Annotated in this window: 15 protein-coding genes; 8 read left to right on the top strand and 7 right to left on the bottom strand. The window is 66.3% G+C overall.

What is annotated here, in order from left to right; genetic code table 11:
• The first annotated feature begins 6 nt into the window (after positions 1 to 6).
• From CXX84_RS04565 to CXX84_RS04575, 3 genes are all read left to right on the top strand, one after another.
• On the top strand, positions 7 to 816 hold the full coding sequence (locus CXX84_RS04565) for a TrmH family RNA methyltransferase (RefSeq protein ID WP_102975530.1): 810 nt from the start codon (positions 7 to 9) through the stop codon (positions 814 to 816).
• A gap of 141 nt (positions 817 to 957) precedes the next feature.
• Positions 958 to 1215 carry a type B 50S ribosomal protein L31 gene (locus tag CXX84_RS04570; RefSeq protein ID WP_102975531.1) on the top strand — a complete coding sequence of 86 codons (258 nt, stop codon included), beginning with the start codon at positions 958 to 960 and terminating at the stop codon, positions 1213 to 1215.
• Between the two features lie 111 nt (positions 1216 to 1326).
• Positions 1327 to 2418, top strand: coding sequence for a biotin/lipoate A/B protein ligase family protein (locus CXX84_RS04575; RefSeq protein WP_102975532.1), 1092 nt, complete (start codon positions 1327 to 1329; stop codon positions 2416 to 2418).
• Position 2419: 1 nt separating this feature from the next.
• Here the strand turns inward: CXX84_RS04575 and pepN are convergent, their stop codons facing one another.
• Complete coding sequence (pepN, locus tag CXX84_RS04580; protein WP_102975533.1) at positions 2420 to 5056, bottom strand: aminopeptidase N; 2637 nt, start codon at positions 5054 to 5056, stop codon at positions 2420 to 2422.
• A gap of 34 nt (positions 5057 to 5090) precedes the next feature.
• The gene (locus CXX84_RS04585; protein ID WP_102975534.1) at positions 5091 to 6146 is read right to left on the bottom strand and encodes a YeiH family protein; all 1056 of its coding nucleotides are present in this window, start codon (positions 6144 to 6146) and stop codon (positions 5091 to 5093) included.
• 113 nt (positions 6147 to 6259) lie between these two features.
• On the opposite strand from CXX84_RS04585, the gene CXX84_RS04590 reads away from it, so the two are divergent.
• Genes CXX84_RS04590 through CXX84_RS04600 form a run of 3 tightly spaced genes read left to right on the top strand, consistent with a single transcriptional unit; the run spans position 6260 to position 9651 of the window.
• Complete coding sequence (locus CXX84_RS04590; protein WP_102975535.1) at positions 6260 to 7816, top strand: circularly permuted type 2 ATP-grasp protein; 1557 nt, start codon at positions 6260 to 6262, stop codon at positions 7814 to 7816.
• A 60-nt stretch (positions 7817 to 7876) separates the two neighbouring features.
• The gene (locus CXX84_RS04595) at positions 7877 to 8803 is read left to right on the top strand and encodes an alpha-E domain-containing protein (protein ID WP_102975536.1); all 927 of its coding nucleotides are present in this window, start codon (positions 7877 to 7879) and stop codon (positions 8801 to 8803) included.
• On the top strand, positions 8800 to 9651 hold the full coding sequence (locus CXX84_RS04600; RefSeq protein ID WP_102975537.1) for a transglutaminase N-terminal domain-containing protein: 852 nt from the start codon (positions 8800 to 8802) through the stop codon (positions 9649 to 9651). Before CXX84_RS04595 ends, CXX84_RS04600 begins: the two co-directional genes overlap by 4 nt.
• A 62-nt stretch (positions 9652 to 9713) precedes the next feature.
• Here CXX84_RS04600 and CXX84_RS04605 read toward each other — a convergent pair whose 3' ends face one another.
• The 3 genes from CXX84_RS04605 to glgC form a co-directional block, all read right to left on the bottom strand.
• Entirely contained in the window at positions 9714 to 10181 is a 468-nt protein-coding gene (locus CXX84_RS04605; protein ID WP_102975538.1) for a pyridoxamine 5'-phosphate oxidase family protein, read from the bottom strand.
• Positions 10182 to 10196: 15 nt separating this feature from the next.
• Positions 10197 to 11648 (bottom strand): SDR family NAD(P)-dependent oxidoreductase, encoded by a 1452-nt coding sequence (locus CXX84_RS04610; protein ID WP_102975865.1) that lies wholly within the window; start codon positions 11646 to 11648, stop codon positions 10197 to 10199.
• 72 nt (positions 11649 to 11720) lie between these two features.
• Positions 11721 to 13139: a glucose-1-phosphate adenylyltransferase gene (glgC, locus tag CXX84_RS04615; protein WP_102975539.1), complete on the bottom strand. Its 1419-nt coding sequence runs from the start codon at positions 13137 to 13139 to the stop codon at positions 11721 to 11723.
• Between the two features lie 102 nt (positions 13140 to 13241).
• On the opposite strand from glgC, the gene glgA reads away from it, so the two are divergent.
• Positions 13242 to 14447 (top strand): glycogen synthase, encoded by a 1206-nt coding sequence (glgA, locus tag CXX84_RS04620; protein WP_102975540.1) that lies wholly within the window; start codon positions 13242 to 13244, stop codon positions 14445 to 14447.
• 97 nt (positions 14448 to 14544) lie between these two features.
• Here glgA and CXX84_RS04625 read toward each other — a convergent pair whose 3' ends face one another.
• Positions 14545 to 16659 carry an acyl-CoA dehydrogenase gene (locus CXX84_RS04625; protein ID WP_102975541.1) on the bottom strand — a complete coding sequence of 705 codons (2115 nt, stop codon included), beginning with the start codon at positions 16657 to 16659 and terminating at the stop codon, positions 14545 to 14547.
• Positions 16660 to 16719: 60 nt separating this feature from the next.
• Complete coding sequence (locus CXX84_RS04630; protein ID WP_411266189.1) at positions 16720 to 17406, bottom strand: TetR/AcrR family transcriptional regulator; 687 nt, start codon at positions 17404 to 17406, stop codon at positions 16720 to 16722.
• A 61-nt stretch (positions 17407 to 17467) separates the two neighbouring features.
• On the opposite strand from CXX84_RS04630, the gene CXX84_RS04635 reads away from it, so the two are divergent.
• Positions 17468 to 18823: an acetyl-CoA C-acetyltransferase gene (locus tag CXX84_RS04635; protein ID WP_102975542.1), complete on the top strand. Its 1356-nt coding sequence runs from the start codon at positions 17468 to 17470 to the stop codon at positions 18821 to 18823.
• The last annotated feature ends 4 nt before the right edge of the window (positions 18824 to 18827 follow it).

Genomic DNA, 18827 nt, shown 5'->3' on the forward strand with positions numbered 1-18827 from the left:
CACCCGGTGACAATCCACTACCTTGAATCCGCCGCGGACCCCCGGGTTTCCGACTACACCCAGCTCACTGACGTGCACCTGCGCAAGCTGCGTGAACCGGCAGAGGGCATGTACATCGCCGAATCCTCCCGGGTGCTGCGGCGGGCCCTGGCGGCAGGGCACCAGCCACGGTCCTTCTTCCTTGCCGAAAAATGGCTCGAGGACCTCCAGGACATCCTCGGCGCCTACCCGCAGGTCCCCGCCTTCATCGGCAGCGCGGCCCTGCTGGAGGAGATCACCGGCTTCCACCTCCACCGCGGCGCCATGGCGGCCATGCAGCGCCCGGCTCCGGTCCCGCTGCCGGAACTGCTGGCCGGAGCACGCAGGGTGGCCGTGCTGGAGGACATCGTGGACCACACCAACGTCGGTGCCATCTTCCGTTCCGCCGCCGCGCTGGATATCGACGCTGTCCTCGTTTCGCCCCGCTGCGGCGATCCGCTCTACCGGCGGAGCGTCCGGGTGAGCATGGGCACCGTCTTCCAGGTGCCCTGGGCCCGCCTGGGCAGCTGGCCGGAGGATCTCCACCAGCTCAAGGAGCACGGTTTCACCGTCGCCGCGCTGGAGCTCACCGACGATGCGCAGGACGTGGATGCCGTCGCGGCCCGGAACCCGGACAAGCTTGCCCTGGTGCTCGGTACCGAGGGTGCGGGCATGAGCGCGGAGACCCTTGCCGCCGTCGATCTTGCCGTGAAAATCCCCATGCGCAGGGGTGTGGACTCGCTGAACGTCGCCGCCGCATCAGCCGTTGCGTTCTGGGAGCTGCGCCCCCGGAAGTAGTCCGCGCAGGTGGTTCGCGGGCACCCTGGTTCTCCGCTATTATTGATAGCTGGCTGTAGTGCGCCCTTCGGCGCAGGCAACGGCCATCCCATTCATACCTGGCAGCTGGCAAAATCCAGTTGTGCGAACAAAGGCCCAATTATGAAGTCTAATTCCCACCCGAAGTACGAAGCTGTTGTCTTCAACGACCTCGCTTCCGGCACGAAGTTCCTGACCAAGTCCACCGTTTCTTCCTCGAAGACCATCGAGTGGGAAGACGGCAACACCTACCCGGTCATCGACGTCGAAATCTCCTCCGAGTCCCACCCGTTCTACACGGGCAAGCAGCGCATCATGGACTCCGCAGGCCGCGTCGAACGCTTCAACGCCCGCTTCAAGGGCTTCGGCGGCAAGAAGTAACCAGCTTCCGCAACGTTCTTTGGGAAAGCCCGCACCGGTTCACGGTGCGGGCTTTCCGCGTTCCGGAACCCTGTTATTGGCCCAGCGCCATTTTGGGGCAGGATGGAAGGCATGACCGCCACGCCTGCTTCAGCGAACCCTTCTGCCTCCCGCCGCCACGGCGAGTACAAAGTCCCCGGCGGCAAACTCGTGGTGGTGGACCTGGACGTCAATGACGGCAGGCTGGCCAACGTCAGCGTCAGCGGAGACTTCTTCCTGGAACCCGATGAGGCACTCCTCCACATCAACCGCGGCCTGACGGGACTGCCGGACACCACGACGGCGTCCGAGCTCGCCGCCGTCGTCTCAGCATCGCTGCCGGCCGGCGCAGCCCTGTTCGGCTTCTCCGCGGAAGCCGTAGCCATTGCGGTCCGGCGCGCCCTGGCCAAGGCCACATCCTGGGCAGACCACCACTGGGATGTCATTGCCCCCACCGTCCTGCCCACCGAAATCAACGTGGCGCTGGACGAGGTCCTCACCGAGGAAGTAGGCGCCGGCCGCCGCAACCCCACCCTCCGCTTCTGGGACTGGGAAGAGCCGTCAACGGTCATCGGCAGCTTCCAGTCCTACCGCAACGAGGTGGACCCCGACGGCGTGGCGAAGCACGGCATCAAGGTTGTGCGGCGCATCAGCGGCGGGGGAGCCATGTTCATGGAGGCGGGCAACTGCATCACCTACTCGCTGTACCTGCCACAGACCCTCGTGGACGGGCTCAGCTTTGCCGACTCCTACCCCTTCCTCGACGCCTGGGTCATGGCCGCGCTGGAAAAGCTCGGCATCAACGCCTTCTATGTGCCGCTGAACGACATCGCCACGGACCAGGGAAAGATCGGCGGTGCAGCGCAGAAGCGGCTGGCGCACGGCGGCATGCTCCACCACGTCACCATGAGCTACGACATCGACGCCGACAAAATGGTGGAAGTACTGCGGATCGGCAAGGAAAAACTTTCGGACAAAGGGACCCGCAGCGCCAAGAAGCGGGTGGACCCGCTCCGGCGGCAGACCGGACTGTCCCGCACGGCCATCATCAGCGCCATGATGGAGGTTTTCACCGACCGGTACGGGGCTACTCCGTCAGAGCTGACCGAGGCCGAGCTGGGCACGGCCGCTGACCGCGTCCGCAGCAAGTTCGGCACCGCGGAGTGGCTGCACCGGGTTCCCTGACCTACTGCAGGGCCGGCGAGGCTTTGACGACGGCGGCCTGCGCCGTGAGTGCCCGCTGCAGGTGGCTGCGCTGCTCCACGATGATGCGGCGCAGGGCCCTGGGAGCATTGGCATTGGCGGCCAGCCAGTCCTCGGTGCGCAGGATGACGGGATGCTGTGCCGGCTCCGACCCTGCGGCCAGGTCCTGGGCTGCGGGGTAGAGGCCCCGGACAATGCGGCTGGCGATCTCGATGCTGCGGCTCTCCCACACGTCCCGCAGGCACGCAAAGTACGGCTCAACGTAAGGGTCCAGCAGGGCGGCCGGCGCTGTGGTGAAGCCGCTGATGGTGGCGGTCAGCAGCTGGTTGGAGAGCTCGCTGCCATGAACCGCAGCCTGCCAGGCCGCTGTCTTCACGTCTTTGTCCAGGCGGGCGGCGAGCGCCGTGGCGTGGCCGGCCCGTCCTGAGGCCGTGGTGTCCCGGCCGAGCTCGGCCTCCAGCTCCGCCGTCGTCGCCCGGCCCTGCGCTGCCAGGGCGTGCCAGAAGTGCCAGCGCAGTTCGGCGTCGACCGCCAGACCCGGCACAGTTGCCGTGCCGTCAAGGAGGCCGCGGAGGCGGGGCAGCATGGCGTCGTCGTGCCGGCTGAGGGTGCCCACTGTCCGGGCCCAGGCCAGCTGCTGGTCCGAGCCCGGCGCGGCCCGGTCCATTTCGGCAGCTGCGGTGGCCAGGAAGGAGGACCGGGCGGCGTCCCGGGCTGTTGCCGGGGTGTAGCGTTCGACGGCGGTGCTTGCGTTTTCCAGGATGTTCAGCAGCACGCCGATGCCTGTCTCCGCCGGACCGAACGCGGCAACGGCGTCAACGTAGTGTGCGGCAGGGCTTTCGCCGTCGCGGGCCGAGTTCCACAGGGCCGTCCAGCACAGGGCGCGTGCCATCGGGTCCACGATCCGGTCCAGTGATGAGCGGACCGTCTCTTCGGATGCCGGGTCCAGGCGGACCTTGGCGTACGTGAGGTCGTCGTCATTTACCAGCAGGAGCGCCGGCCGCGGCCGTCCGGTGAGTTCCGGAAGCTCAGTCCGTGCACCCTTCACGTCAGTTTCGAGGCTCCCGGACCGCACCAGCGCGCCTCCGGCGTCGAAATCGTAGCAACCCACGCGCAGGCGGTGCGGGCGCAGTTCCTCACGTCCCGTGACCGGGTCCGTGGCGTCCTGGACGATCGACACGGCGCCCAGGACGCCGTCGTCGTCAGTCCCCGGAACGATCTCCAGGGAAAGCGTGGAGATGCCGGAGGTCTGCAGCCACTGCTGCGCCCAGCCGTCCAGGTCCCGGCCTGAAGAAGCACTCAGGGCCGCCAGCAGGTCGCCAAGGGACGTGTTGCCGTAGGCGTGCTTGCGGAAGTAGGCCCGGGCACCGGTGATAAACGCCTCGAACCCCACATAGGCGACCAGCTGCTTCAGGACGGAGGCGCCCTTGGCGTAGGTGATGCCGTCAAAATTCTGCTTGGCGGCCTCGAGGTCCGGGATGTCCGCCACGATGGGATGCGTGGTGGGCAGCTGGTCCTGGACGTAGGCCCAGGCCTTGCGCTTGTTGGCGAAGTTCACCCACGCCGTGTCCCAGCCGGTTGCCTCGTCCACACCCAGGCTGCCCATGTAGTCCGCGAAGGATTCCTTGAGCCACAGGTCATCCCACCACTGCATGGTCACCAGGTCGCCGAACCACATGTGCGCCATTTCGTGCATCAGGGTATTGGCGCGTCCTTGGTACTGGGCATCGGTGGCGCGGGAGGTGAACACGTAACTCTCGGTGAACGTCACCAGGCCGGGGTTCTCCATGGCCCCGAGGTTGTACTCCGGCACGAATGCCTGGTCGTACTTGCCCCAGGGGTAGGGGTAGTCGAAGAGCCTGTTGAAGAAGTCCAGTCCGTTCTTCGTCAGCGTGAACAGCTCGCCGGTGTCAAAGGATTCAGCCATGGAAGCCCGGCAATAGAGGGCCAGCGGCACGTCCAGGGCGGTGCCGTCGTCGAGCGTTGCCTGCCAGCGGTCCTCCGCCTTGAAGTACGGCCCGGCCAGCACGGTGGTGATGTAGGTGGACATGGGCTCGGTGGTGGCGAAGTCCCAACGTGCTGCGGTGTCGTCGCCGGGAAGGGGCGTGCGCCTGACTTCGGCGCCGTTGGAGGCAACCTGCCAGCCGGCGGGAGCCGTCACATGGAAGGTGTAGGCGGCCTTCAGGTCGGGCTGTTCAAAGTTGGCGAACACCCTGCGGGCGTCGGCGGGCTCGTACTGGGTGTAGAGGTAGCACTGGCCGTCCGCAGGATCGAAAAACCGGTGCATGCCCTCGCCGGAGCGGCTGTAGAGGGCCGTTCCGGTGACGGTCACCTGGTTCTCGGCCTGCAGGTTGTCCAGCCTGATTCTGGCGCCGTCCGCCACATCCTCCACGCGGAGTTCCTCACCGTTGAGGGACACGCTGTGGACGGTGCCGATGAAGTCCAGGAACGTCGGGGTACCCGGCTCGGAGGCGGTGAAGCTGATGGTGGTGCTGGTTGGATAGCCGGCCACCTCCGGATCCGGCCCCTGCCGCACGTCCAGGGATACGTCATAACTGGTGGTGCTGATCAGGGCTGAACGTTGGGCGGCTTCATCGCGCTGCAGATTCTCATGTGACACCCAGCTATCTAATCACGAGGTGTTTGATCACAATTCAGGACGCAATCAGCAGGGCTGCGGCCAGTCCCAGGAGGGCGATCAGGAGCCATGATGCCAGGGCCGCCAGCAGCGCCCGTCCGCCGGTGTGCAGCAGCGTCCTGATCCGCACGGCGGACCCGAGTCCGAACAGGGCGGCACCGAGCAGGATGTCCTGCAGCACCGCTCCGGCCTCCAGCCAGCCCGGCGCCAGCCACCCCGTGGAGCGGAGGCCCACCATCGCCATAAACCCGATCACGAAGAGCGGCACCACCGGCGGCAGCCTGGCTTCTTCCGCTTCGGCAGGGTTCCCCGGCGGAGGCACAAACCGGTGGTGCGCGCCGGCCAGCGCAGTGACCGGCGCCAGCAGGAGCACCCGGGTGAGCTTAACCACGACGGCGATGCCCAGCGCCGCCGTTCCTGCGGTTTGCGCCGTGGCCACCACCTGGCCGACGTCGTGCACTGATGCGCCGGTCCAGGCGCCGAACACGGGCGCGCTGAGCTGCAGGGGATGTACGAGAAGTGGCAGGACGCCGATGGCAAGGGTTCCGCAGAGGGTCACGAGTGCCACCGGCAGGACGGTGTCCACGTGCCGGATCCGGCGCACGGCGGCCATCGCGCCGATGGCGGAGGCACCGCAGATGGAAAACCCTGTTGCCACAAGGAGCGAGGTCACCGGCGGCAGCCGGAAGAGCCGGGAGATCAGGTACGTTCCACCGAAGCTGGCCGCCACCACGCCGACGATCAGGACCAGCGCCAGCCAGCCCAGTCCCAGCACGTCCATGATGCTGACTTTCAGGCCTAGCAGGACGATGCCGCCGCGCATCAGGTGCTTCCCGGCGAAGTCCAGCCCCGGCCTCGCCCTGCCGGCCGTCCACGCCCCGGCCCAGGGCAGGTTGGCGGCCAGGACGCCCAGGACCACAGCCAGAGTCATCGCGGGCAGCGCAGGCACAAACCGGTGAACCAGGAAGGCTGCTGCCAGGGCGGCGGCCGCGGTTGCCAGCCCCGGGAGCAGCCGCGTGGCCCGTCCTGGCAGGCCGGGGCCGGGGTGGCGGAAGGATCTGCGGACTGGCACTCACCTACTGTGCCGGAAAAGTTGCGCAATGCACGAACCGCAGCACCCCCGCCAACACGCCAGAATGGATGGCAGTAATGAATTCGAAACAAAAAGATGGTTGGCTATTGGACATGTCAGACCTATTCCAGGATTACTCCGTGGCCGCCGGCCGGTCCGGAGCCTACGACGAGATGTTCGCCCCCGGGCAACAGGCCAGGGGCTCTTATGAGCAGGTGGCGGACGCCCTTCGCAAGCTCTCCCTGGCGGATGTGAGCGCACGCGCCGACTCGATGGCGCGCACTTTCCTGGACCGCGGTGTGACGTTCGATTTCGCCGGCGAGGAGCGTCCCTTCCCGCTGGACATCGTCCCCCGGGTCATTCCCGCGGGGGAGTGGGACGTGCTGGAGCGCGGGGTGGCCCAGCGGGTCCGCGCGCTGGAAGCCTTCCTCAACGACGTGTACGACAAGATGACCGTGGTGGCCGACGGCGTGATCCCCCGGCAGCTGGTCACCACCAGCGCGCACTTCCACCGGCAGGTCCACGGCTTCGAACCGGCCGGCGGCGTCCGCGTCCACATTTCGGGCATCGACGTTGTCCGTGACGCCGCCGGCACGTTCCGCGTTCTGGAGGACAACGTCCGCGTTCCCTCAGGCGTGAGCTACGTCCTGGAGAACCGCCGGGCCATGGCCAAGGGCCTGCCCGAAGCCTTCGGCCAGCAGCTCATCCGGCCCGTCGAGGAGTACCCCCGCCGGCTGCTCTCTGCCCTGCGCAAAACGGCGCCCTCCGGCGTCGACGATCCCACCGTCGTCGTCCTGACCCCCGGCGTGTTCAACAGCGCCTACTTCGAGCACACCCTGCTGGCCGGCCTCATGGGCGTTGAACTGGTGGAGGGCCGCGACCTGATCTGCCGCGGAAACCGCGTCTACATGCGCACCACCGCCGGCGAACAGCGCGTCGATGTTATCTACAAACGGATCGACGACGATTTCCTTGATCCCCTGCAGTTCCGCTCCGACTCCATGCTCGGCTGCCCCGGTCTGGTGAACGCTGCCCGGGCAGGCGGCGTGACCATCGCCAACGCCGTGGGCAACGGCGTCGCTGACGACAAACTGGTCTACAGTTACGTCCCTGACCTGATCCGGTACTACCTGAGCGAGGAGCCCATCATCGCCAACGTGGACACGTACCGCCTGGAGGAGAAGGAAGCCCGGGAGTACACCCTGGACAACCTGGCCGAACTGGTGGTCAAGCCCGTGGACGGCTCCGGCGGCAAGGGCCTGGTCATTGGCCCGGACGCTTCCAGGGATGAGCTGGACGCCCTGCGCCAGCGGGTCATCGCCGATCCCCGCGGCTGGATTGCGCAGCCCGTGCTGCAGCTCTCCACGGTCCCCACGCTGAGCGGGGACAAGTTCGGCCCCCGCCACGTGGACCTGCGGCCCTTCGCCGTGAACGACGGCGACAACGTCTGGGTGCTCCCCGGCGGGCTGACGCGCGTGGCGCTCAAGGAGGGCTCACTGATTGTGAACTCCAGCCAGGGCGGCGGATCCAAGGACACCTGGGTCCTGGCAGATTCTCCGCAGGTGCCGGTGGAAACCCTGCCGCGTCCCTCCATCTCCGTCCGGGAGCGCGTCTCCGTATGGCCGGTGGAAAGCAACTGGCGGGACCGCCAGTCGGAGCAGCAGCAGTGAGCCGGGCCATGACCCACGCAGTCTCTTTTCCAGTTCCGGGCGCGCAGGAGGTAGCCGCGAATGCTTAGCCGTATTGCCGAGTCCCTTTTCTGGATCGGCCGTTATGTGGAGCGTGCCGACGGCACCGCCCGCATCCTGGACGTGCACCTGGAGCGCCTTAACCACCTGCCCATGGACGAGCGCAAAAGTGTGGCACAGGAACTCCTTGCCGTGATGGGCGCCCGCCCGCAGAGCGAGGATTTCGGCCTGCCGGAACTGCTGCACGCGCTGGCCTATGACAAGACCAGCGCCACCTCCATTGCAGGATCCCTGGGAGCGGCACGCGAGAACGCCCGCCGGGCCCGGGAAACTGTCTCCTCCGGCTTGTGGGAGAGCCTGAACACCACTTACTACGGGCTGAGCCAGCACCGCAAGGACGTGGTGGGCACCTACCGGTTCTGCAACTGGACGCTGGAACGGACAGCCATGGTCAGCGGCCTGGCGGACACCACCGTCAGCCATGATGAAAGCTGGCTCTTCCTGGTGCTGGGCCGCTCCCTGGAGCGGGCCGACATGACCGCGCGCATGCTCTCCACCCGGGACGTGCTCTCCGCCGGAATGTCCTGGGTCAACATGCTCCGCTGCGCCGGGGCGTACGAGTCCTTCCTGCGTACCCGCCGGGCCGCCTTCGGTGACCAGCACGCCGCTGAGTTCCTGCTCCTTGACCGGCTGTTCCCGCGGTCCATCGTCTACGCCCTGCGGGACGCCGACGAGTGCCTGGCAAAGCTCGATCCCTCCGCCCAGCGGGTGGGCTTTATCAATGACGCCCGGCGGATTGTTGGCCAGGCGCGGACGTTCCTTGAGTTCCACCGCACGGATGATCTGATGTCCGAGCTGCCGGAACACATGGAGCGCGTGCAGAAGGCTGTGTCCCAGGCGTCGGACGCCATTTCCCGTAAGTACTTCAATCAGGCGGATGAATTGGCCTGGGTGGGAGAAGTTTCATGACCCGGCTGAGTATCGTGCACAAGACGGCCTATAAGTACAACAAACGGGTCACCCTGTCCTACAACGAGGCACGGATGACCCCGCTGACGGATTCGCAGCAGGTGGTGCTGGAATCGGTCGTCAAGGTGTCTCCGACCCAGGCGGCCGTCAGCACCTACCGCGATTACTGGGGCACCAGGGTTACTGCGTTCGATATGCAGATGCCGCACGAGCACCTCGAGGTGGTTTCCAATATCACTGTGGAAGTCCACCGGGCAGAGAAGATTCCGGCCGAGCAGGACATTGCCGGCTGGGACGTCCTTGCCTCCCCGGAGACGCTCAACACCTTCAGCGACTGGCTGCCGCAGTCCAGGCTGAGCGGCCCGGGCGACGAAGTCCTGGGCATCATCCCCGGGGTAGTGGCCGGGAAGAACCCGCATGAGGCCGCCATGGCCGTGTTCGAGTGGATGCGGGGCGAGATGACCTACATGTCCGGGTCGACGGCGGTGACCACCAACGCGGAGGAAGCGTGGGGCCAGCGCCAGGGTGTCTGCCAGGACCTGGCACACCTGGCCATTGGTGCACTGCGCAGCTGCGGGATTCCAGCCCGGTACGTGTCCGGCTACCTGCACCCCCGCTCCAGCGCGGGCGTCGGCGAGACGGTGGCCGGCCAGTCGCACGCCTGGCTGGAATTCTGGGACGGCGACTGGCGGAGCTGGGATCCCACCAACCACAAGCCGGCGGGCGACTTCCATGTCACTGTGGCCCGCGGCAGGGACTACCGGGACGTGCCTCCACTCAAGGGCATCCTGTCCGGCGGCGGCGGCTCGGCACTGAGCGTCAGCGTGGAGATTACGCAACTCGCCTGACCGGCGCCGTCCCTGCTTGCCCGCGCCAACGGGGACGGCTCAGGCGGGGCGGCCCGGCCGTGCTACTCCTGGGCAGCCCTGGCAGCGCCGCTGAGCTGGGTCCACCAGGTCATCGGTTCAGTCACCCTGAAGCGGCGGCCTGTGATGCTGTCCGGGGTAATGCGGACGAACACGTCCTTCTTGCCTGCCTGCCAGGGGAAGAGGAAGAGCTGCGTGGTCTCCAGGACCTGTTCGGTGCCCGTGACGACGGCGGCCGTCCCCTTCACCACGACGCTCCACGCCAGCCCGGTGTCAGGGTCCACTCCGTCTGCCTCCACGGCTACCGCAGCGTCTTCCGAAGCACCCGACAACTTGGTTCCCTCGCTGGTCCGGAACACCAGTGTGCCGCCGTCAACGGTGTAGTTGATGGGGAAAATATCCGGGCGCCCGGCCACAAGGACTGCCAGCCTGCCAACAGACACGGTCCGGAGCGCGGCCCAGCACTCATGGTGTTCAAGGTTCTGCACGTCAGATATAGGTTCGCCGCTCATGCCGCGAGCTTACCCTTACCAGGGGCTGGGTTTGTAGTCCTTGAGGAACACCCCGTACTGGTCCTCGCCGTTCTCTCCCATAACGATGGGATCATAGACGCGCGCCGCGCCGTCCACGAGGTCCAGGGGCGCGTGGAAGCCTTCCTCCATGAGCCTGACCTTGGTGAAGTGCGGCCGTTCATCGGTGATCCAGCCGGTATCCACCGCGGTCATCAGGATGCCGTCGCTGTCCAGCATTTCCTGGGCGCTGGTGCGGGTCATCATGTTGAGCGCTGCCTTGGCCATGTTGGTATGCGGATGCCCCGGGCCCTTGTAGGCGCGGGAGAACTGCCCTTCCATGGCGGAGACGTTCACGATGTACTTCCGGCGGGCGGTGGAGCGCTTCATAGCCCCGCGCAGCCGGCTGACCAGCAGGAACGGCGCGGTCACGTTGCAGAGCTGCACCTCGAGCATCTCCAGCGGGTCCACCTCGTCCACCACCTGCGTCCAGCTGTTGATGGTGGCGAGGTCCGGGACCAGGCCGCCGGCGTCGATGGCCGTTCCGGACGCAATGCGTTCCAGCGAGGCCGACCCGGTGGACAGTGCCAGGGACGTAATGGCATCGCCGGCCAGGACCGGGTGTTCGGTGACGCTGCTGGCGAGCGTCAGGGGGTGCTTGTCGTGGGCATGCCCGAACGTCACGAGTTCGGGGCCGCCGTTGGCCTGTTCCAGGGCTGGCGGGAGCGCTTCATCTTCGGCGTCCACCAACGGCTTGTAGGCGTTGCCGGACCGGCGCACAGTCTGGGCCGCGTTGTTGATGATGATGTCAAGGGGACCGGCCTCGTTAAGCGAATCCGTAAGGGCCATGACCTGGGCGGGATCGCGCAGGTCAATGCCCACGATCCGCAGCCGGTGCAGCCAGTCGCTGCTGTCCTCCATGGCGGCGAACCGGCGGGCGGCGTCCTTGGGAAAGCGGGTGGTGATGGTGGTGTGTGCGCCGTCGCGAAGCAGCCGGAGCGCTATGTACATGCCGATTTTGGCACGCCCCCCGGTGAGCAGGGCACGGCGGCCGGTCAGGTCGGTCCGGGCATCCCGTTTGCCGTGGCTGAACGCGGCGCACTCGGGGCAAAGCTGGTGGTAGAAGGCGTCCACCTGGGTGTAGTGCTGCTTGCAGATGTAGCAGGGGCGGGACCGGATGAGGTGCCCGGCAACCTTGCCCGTGGCCGATGTTGCCAGCTTGTTGCCCCGGGTTTCGTCGTCGATCCGGTCGGGGGCGGCCGTGGCTGTCTGGGCCAGCACTGCCCGGTCTGCCTCGGAAATCAGGTCGCGCTTCGTGACCCGCCGGTGCCTCTTGACCGCCTTGAACATTTTCCCGGTGGCGCGCCGGACTGAAACGTAGTCCGGATGCTCCTCGTCATAAGCGTGGATGGTGTTCAGGACCTTGAGGCAGGCCTGGATTTCCTCAGGGGTCAGATCGGGGGAGCTCACTGTACCCATTTTACAGCCTGGGACATCGCCGGCCGCACCTCACTGGCGGTGGGCCGGCGTTGGGGGCCGGTGCTAGATCCTGGCCGCAGGGGTGGCGTCGGCAGAAGCTGCAGCCGCCGCGGCAGCATGGGTTTCTGCCACCTTGTCCACGGAATCGCGGAGTTCAGGGTAGTGCCCGGCTGCTGCCTTGACCGCGTTCGGGACGAGGTGGAGGTTCCGCGCAGCGAGCTGGCGCTCGTCATCACTCGGCTCGGGAACGGTCTGCCCCTTGGCAAGCACTGTGATCCCGGAGTCGGTGACCTTGAAGCCACGGGCACGGTCCAGGTCCGCGTCCAGGCCGATCGCTGCCCCTGCGGGCACTTTGACGTTCTTGTCGATAATGGCGCGGTTGATGACCGCTCCCTCGCCGACCTGGACTTTGTCCATGAGGACGGAATCAATGATCCGGCTGCTGGTGGCCACATAGACGTCATTGGACAGGACGGACCCCTCCACAATGCCACCGGAAATCACCACGCCGTTGGAGACGATGGAGTCCAGGGCGGTGCCTACCGTGTTGTGCTGGCCGCGGACAAACTTCGCCGGCGGGGAGATGCTCTGCCTCGTGTAGATGGGCCACTCGGAGTTGTACAGGTTGAAGACCGGCAACGGCGAAATGAGGTCCATGTGGGCGTCGTAGAAGGAGTCGATGGTGCCGACGTCGCGCCAGTAGGTGCGGTCACGTTCCGTGGAGCCGGGGATGTCGTTGAGGGTGAAGTCGTACACGTCTGCTTCGCCCTGGTTGACGAAGTAGGGAATGATGTCCCCGCCCATGTCGTGCTTGGTGTCCAGCCGCTCCGCGTCAACATGGAGCGCAGCCACCAGCGCATCGGCATCAAAAACGTAATTGCCCATGGAGGCAAGGAACTGGGACGGATCAGCCGCGAGGCCCGGGGTGCTGGAAGGCTTCTCCACGAACGCCGAAATCTTCTGGGGGTTGTCCTGGTCCACCTCGATGACGCCGAACTGGTCCGCCATGTGCAGGGGCTGCCGGACGGCGGCCACCGTTGCCTTGGCGCCGCTGTTCACGTGCTGGGCCACCATCTGGGCAAAGTCCATCCGGTACACGTGGTCCGCGCCGACCACCACTACGATGTCCGGGTTGGCATCATGGATGAGGTTCAGCGACTGGTAGATGGCGTTGGCACTGCCCAGGAACCAGCTCTTGCCTACACGCTGCTGGGCCGGTACCGAGGCGACGTAGTTGCCCAGCTGGGTGGACATCCGCCAGGTCTCCGAAATGTGGCGGTCAAGGCTGTGCGACTTGTACTGCGTCAGCACCACGATCTGCAGGTAGCGCGAGTTCACAAGGTTGGACAGCGCGAAGTCGATCAGGCGGTAGCTCCCGGCAAAGGGCACAGCAGGTTTGGCCCGGTCTGCCGTCAGTGGCATCAGCCTGTTTCCCTCGCCGCCTGCGAGGACAATGGCCAGGACTTTTTTGTTCAACGGCATAGTGGTCGCTCCTGTACGCCTTCGTAACTCCCCAAGACAGTCCGGCATGCCCGGACTCCTTCACACTAGAACAGTTATCCGTGAAGGACTACCTTGGGTCTTGTGCGAATAGACATTGTGACTAAAGAGTTTCCGCCTGAGATCTATGGTGGCGCCGGTGTCCACGTGGCCGAATTGAGCAGGGTGCTTAGTAAGCATGTTGACCTGCAGGTTCGTGCCTTTGGGGCTCCCCGCGACGCCGACTATCATGGCGCCACCGTGACGTCCTACCAGGTTCCGGAGGACCTTGGCGGTGCCAACGCCGCCGTGCAGACCCTCGGGGTGGACCTTCGGATCGTGCCGGACGTGGAAGGGGCGGACCTGGTCCATTCGCACACCTGGTACGCCAACATGGCAGGGCATCTTGCGTCCCTGCTGCACGGCGTTCCGCATGTCCTGAGCGCCCACAGCCTGGAGCCGCTGCGTCCCTGGAAGGCGGAGCAGCTTGGCGGCGGGTACGCGCTCTCGTCCTGGGTGGAGAAAACGGCGTATGAGGCCGCGGCAGCCATCATCGCTGTCTCGGAGGGCATGCGGCAGGACATCCTGCGCAGCTACCCGGACGTCGATCCGGAGAAGGTCAGGGTGGTTCACAACGGCATCGATGTCGAGCTGTGGCAGCGTGACGAGAATGACGACGCCGTCCGCGCCCTGGGCATCGACCCGGCAAAGCCCAGCGTGGTGTTCGTGGGCAGAAACACGCGCCAGAAGGGCGTCCCCTACCTGCTGCGGGCGGCGGCGAAGCTGCCGGCCGACGTCCAGCTGGTCCTGTGCCTGGGTGCTGCGGATACTCCCGAGCTGGCTGCGGAGACGGCGCGGCTCATTGAGGAACTGCAAAGCCAGCGGACCGGGGTGGTGCTGATCGAGCGGATGCTGCCGCGCAACGAGCTCATCCAGGTCCTCAGCCACGCCACCGCCTTCGCCTGCCCCTCCATCTACGAGCCGCTCGGCATCGTCAACCTTGAGGCGATGGCCTGCGGCGCCGCAGTGGTAGCCAGCGCCACCGGAGGCATCCCGGAAGTTGTGGAGCACGGCCGGACCGGCCTCCTCGTGGACCTTGAGCAGGTCACGGACGGCACAGGCACGCCCCTCGATCCGGAGAAATTTGTGACCGAGTTTGCAGCAGCCCTCACGGAAGTGGTTTCCGACCCCGAGCGCGCCCGCGCCATGGGCCAGGCCGGCCGCCTGCGCGCCGAGAAGCACTTCTCCTGGGAATCCATCACCGAAACAACCCTCGAGGTCTACCGCTCGGTACTGCCGGCCCAAGGCTAGCGGGTTTCGTCCCGGCGATCATTCCTGATTGACGACGACGGCGCCGCCCCCTCGCAAGGGGAGCGGCGCCGTCGTCGTTCCTGCAGCCGGCGGACGGTCAGACCCGCTTCGCGGCCGCTGTCCTGGCCATCAGAACTTTCTCGTCCACGGGCGCCTCGCCGCTGGCGCGCTGGCGGCGGAAGTAGGCCCGTGCCTCGTCCTGACGCTCCTTCTCGGCGCCGGTGGCAACGGCAGCCCGGACGTGGCCGTCGCCGTATCCGAACGCTTCCACAAGGTCCAGGGCATGCGGGCGGATCTTCACCAGCAGCCTGTTGATGTACTCGCCCACGGTCCGGCCGCGCTGCATGGAAAGACGGCCGTTCATGAGGTACCAGGACAAGTTCTTCTCGATCAGTGACAGGCCGAAAAGGTCCCGCAGCCAGGTCAGGACCACCTTGGTCCCGGGATCTGCCACGTCCCGGAGCGCGTCCGTGAACGCCTCCCACTGCAGCAGCTCGGCGTGGGCCTGGGCGGCGTCGATCAGTTCGTTCTGGTGCCGGTTGAAAAGAGCCGCGCCCTTCTCATGGGACAGCCGGCCTGTTCCCTTCAGCGCTGTTGCCGCTTCGGCCACCATGGTCTGCACCCGGTCGGTGAGCAGTGCCCGCTGGCCTTCCTCGTCACGGAGGGCAATGGCAGCCTTCTGCACCGAACCGTTGTCCGCCATGAACTGGGCCACCTGGCGCAGACCCGTCCGGTGGATTGCGGCGCCGGTGGCCTGGCCTACCACGTAGCGGGCCAGGACGCCGAAGTCCACGTTCCGGAACTCCTTGGCGTAGTCAGCCAGGAGGCGCTTGGCCACCAGCTGCAGCAGCACCGTGTTGTCCCCTTCGAAGGTGGCATAGACGTCCAGGTCGGCCCGCAGTGACGCGAAACGGTTCTCGATCAGGAAGCCGGCGCCGCCGCACGCTTCACGGCATTCCTGCAGGGTGTCCAGGGCATGCCAGGTGCTCAGGGCCTTGAGGGCAGCGGCAAGGGTTTCCAGGTCCTGGCGGTCCTCGTCAGTGTCGTGTGCGCCGGAAAAGACGTCGTCGAACTTTTGCAGCAGCTGTTCGTGGGCGAATCCGGCGGCGTAGGTGGTGGCGAGCCGGGTGAACAGCCGCCGCTGGTGCCGCTGGTAGTCCAGCAGGACTTCCTCGTCTGTGTGGGAGGACGCGTTGAACTGGCGGCGCTCGGTGGCATAGCGGATGGCCGCCTGCAGGGCGACCTTCGATGCTGCCACCGCTGCACCGTCCAGCGAGACCCGTCCCTGGACGAGCGTGCCAAGCATGGTGAAGAACCGCCTGCCCGGGCTCGCGATGGGGGACGTGTAGGTCCCGTCGGCAGCGACGTCGCCGTAACGGTTGAGGAGGTTGGCCCGGGGGATCCGGACGTTGGTGAAGTGCAGCCGGCCGTTGTCGATGCCATTCAGCCCGCCCTTGACGCCGTCGTCCTCGCCGCCGATGCCGGGCAGGAACTCCCGGGTTTCCACATCCCGCAGGTCCACGTAGAAGGCGTGGACGCCGTGGTTCACTCCGAGGGTAACGAGCTGGGCGAATACCACGGCGCCAAGGCCGTCGATGGCGGCGTTGCCGATGTAGTCCTTCCAGGCGGCCCGGAACGGCGTGTGCACCACGAATTCCTGCGTGGAGGGGTCGTAGGTGGCCGTTGTGGCAATGCTGGCCACGTCCGAGCCGTGCCCCGTTTCGGTCATGGCGAAGCATCCTGGGATGTCCAGGCTCATGATGCCGGGAAGCCACTTCACATGGTGTTCCGATGTGCCGAGGTGCATGACTGCTGAGCCGAAGAGGCCCCACTGCACGCCTGCCTTGATCTGCAGGGACGGATCGGCCACTACAAGCTCCTCGAAGCCGGCAATGTTTCCGCCGTGGTCATCGGCGCCGCCCAGTGCCGCCGGAAAGGCGCGGTGGACGGCCTCATGGTCCACCAGGTACTTCAGCTGGCCGAATACCCTCGCCCGGTGCTCAGTATGGGTCTGGCCTTCAATTTTGTGCAGGTCAGGCCGGGCGGCCAGGTCCCGGGCCTGAAGCCGGACAGCTGCCCACTTGCCCAGCAGCTGCCGGCCCAGTCCTTCCACGTCGACGGCGGGCTGGGCCAAGGAGGGGCCGGGTACCGGTTTGGTTGTTGCCGGGGGCCGCTGACCCTTGCCGGCGGGGCGATCCACTACTTCAGTCATGTCAATATCCTTCGTTGGTGCTGACAGATGTCTTGAGGTTTTTGGTGGTTGTCCTGGTGGTCATCCCCGGACCGGGGGCGAAAGCTCCGGGGCTATGCCTACGCAAAGCCAGGCCGTGATCTGCAGTGCCATCGACTCCTGGCCTGGCTTGGCCGGCGAGTCCGGGGTGCTCAGCCACTGTTCACCGGCGTTCCTCACCAGCCCTATCGCTGCTTTGGGCCAGTAGCCAATGACGGCCTCCCTGCTGTCCCCCAGGTGCGACCTCATGGGGGTTGCAATCATCTCGGCCACTGCGTCAAAGAAGTGCCCCAGCGCCCCGGAAACCGCTCCCGACGCACCTTCCGGGTCTCCGCTGCCGTAGCGCGTGACGAAGGTATAGACGTTTGGGCTGGTGGCCGCCATCTGCAGGTAGGCGGAAACCATGGCCAGCAGCCCTTCACGGGGAGTGTCAGCGCTCTGGGCGGCTTCCTGGATCCGGCGCTGCATCTGGCTCAGGACAACTTCACCCACGGCCTGCTGCAGCCCGGCTTTATCGCCAAAATACCGGTAGAACACCGATTTTGAGGTGCCTGCGGCGGCGGCAATGTCCTCCATGGAAGCGTCACTGCCCAGCATGTGAACTGCCCGCCGGGCGGACTTGATCAGCTCGCGGCGGCGTTCCTCCCGGTGGCTCTGCCAGCGCGATGAGCGGCCGTCAGGGCTGCCGGTTCCGGAGGGCACCGCGGAGCGGGCCTGGTCGTTGTTCACGATACCCAGCGTATCAGGTACGCTGGGTATCGGTAACCGCACGTAACCCGAGGAGATAGCCATGTCCATTGACGGACAGACCACCGCCGGACCTGTAGAACCAGGCAAGGCCGGTACTCCTGCCACGCGCAGGGCAGTGATCGTCGGAGGAAACCGGATCCCGTTTGCCCGCGCGGGGGGACAGTACGCAAAGTCCTCCAACCTGGACATGCTGACCGCTGCACTGGACGGCCTCATTGCCCGGTTCGGCCTGCAGGACGAGCGCATCGGGGAGGTGGCTGCCGGTGCCGTGCTCAAGCACTCCCGGGACTTCAACCTCACCCGGGAGGCCGTGCTCGGTTCTGCCCTCTCTGCCGAGACTCCTGCCTATGACCTGCAGCAGGCCTGCGCCACTGGCCTGGAGACCGTGGTGGGCCTGGCCAACAAAATCAAACTGGGCCAGATCGACTCGGCAATTGCCGGCGGCGTGGATTCCGCTTCTGACGCTCCCATCGTGGTGAGTGAGGGTCTCCGCGAAGTGATCCTCGACCTCAACCGGGCCAGGACCCTTCCGCAGCGGTTGCAGGTTCTGAGCAGGCTGCGGCCCAAGGACCTTGCCCCGCTGGCACCCGGCACCGCAGAACCCCGGACCGGTCTTTCCATGGGGGAGCACCAGGCGCTGACCACGGCGCAGTGGAAGGTTTCGCGCGAGGCCCAGGATGAGCTGGCCTTCAACAGCCACCGCAACCTGGCAGCCGCCTATGAAGCCGGGTTCTTTGATGATCTCGTCACCCCCTACCGGGGCCTTTCCCGTGATGGCAACCTCCGCGCCGATACTTCCTTGGAGAAACTCGCGACCCTGAAGCCGGTCTTCGGCAAGAACCTCGGGGCCGGCGCCACCATGACCGCGGGCAACTCCACGCCCCTGACCGACGGCGCCTCCACCGTCCTGCTCGCTTCCGAGGCCTGGGCAGACGCCCATGACCTGCCAAAGCTCGCGGCCGTGGTGGATGCCGAAGCCGCCGCGGTGGACTTTGTCCACGGCAAGGACGGCCTGCTGATGGCACCCGTGTTCGCCGTACCCCGCCTGCTGGCCCGGCACGGCCTCACCCTCGCGGACATTGACTTCTTCGAAATCCACGAAGCCTTTGCGGCCACGGTCCTCAGCACCCTTGCCGCGTGGGAGGACGAGGAGTTCGGCCGCACCCGGCTTGGGCTCGAGGGTGCCTTCGGCAGTGTGGACCGCTCACGCTTGAACGTCAACGGCTCTTCCCTGGCAGCAGGCCACCCGTTCGCCGCTACCGGCGGCAGGATTGCGGCCTCACTGGCCAAGCAGCTGCATGCCAAAGCCGGTGCGGACGGCCGGCCCGTACGCGGCCTTGTCTCCGTCTGCGCGGCAGGCGGCCAGGGCGTCGTCGCACTTCTCGAATCACTGTAGGGGG

Origin of the sequence: Arthrobacter sp. AFG7.2, from assembly GCF_002892835.1 — a bacterium.
GTDB lineage: Bacteria > Actinomycetota > Actinomycetes > Actinomycetales > Micrococcaceae > Arthrobacter.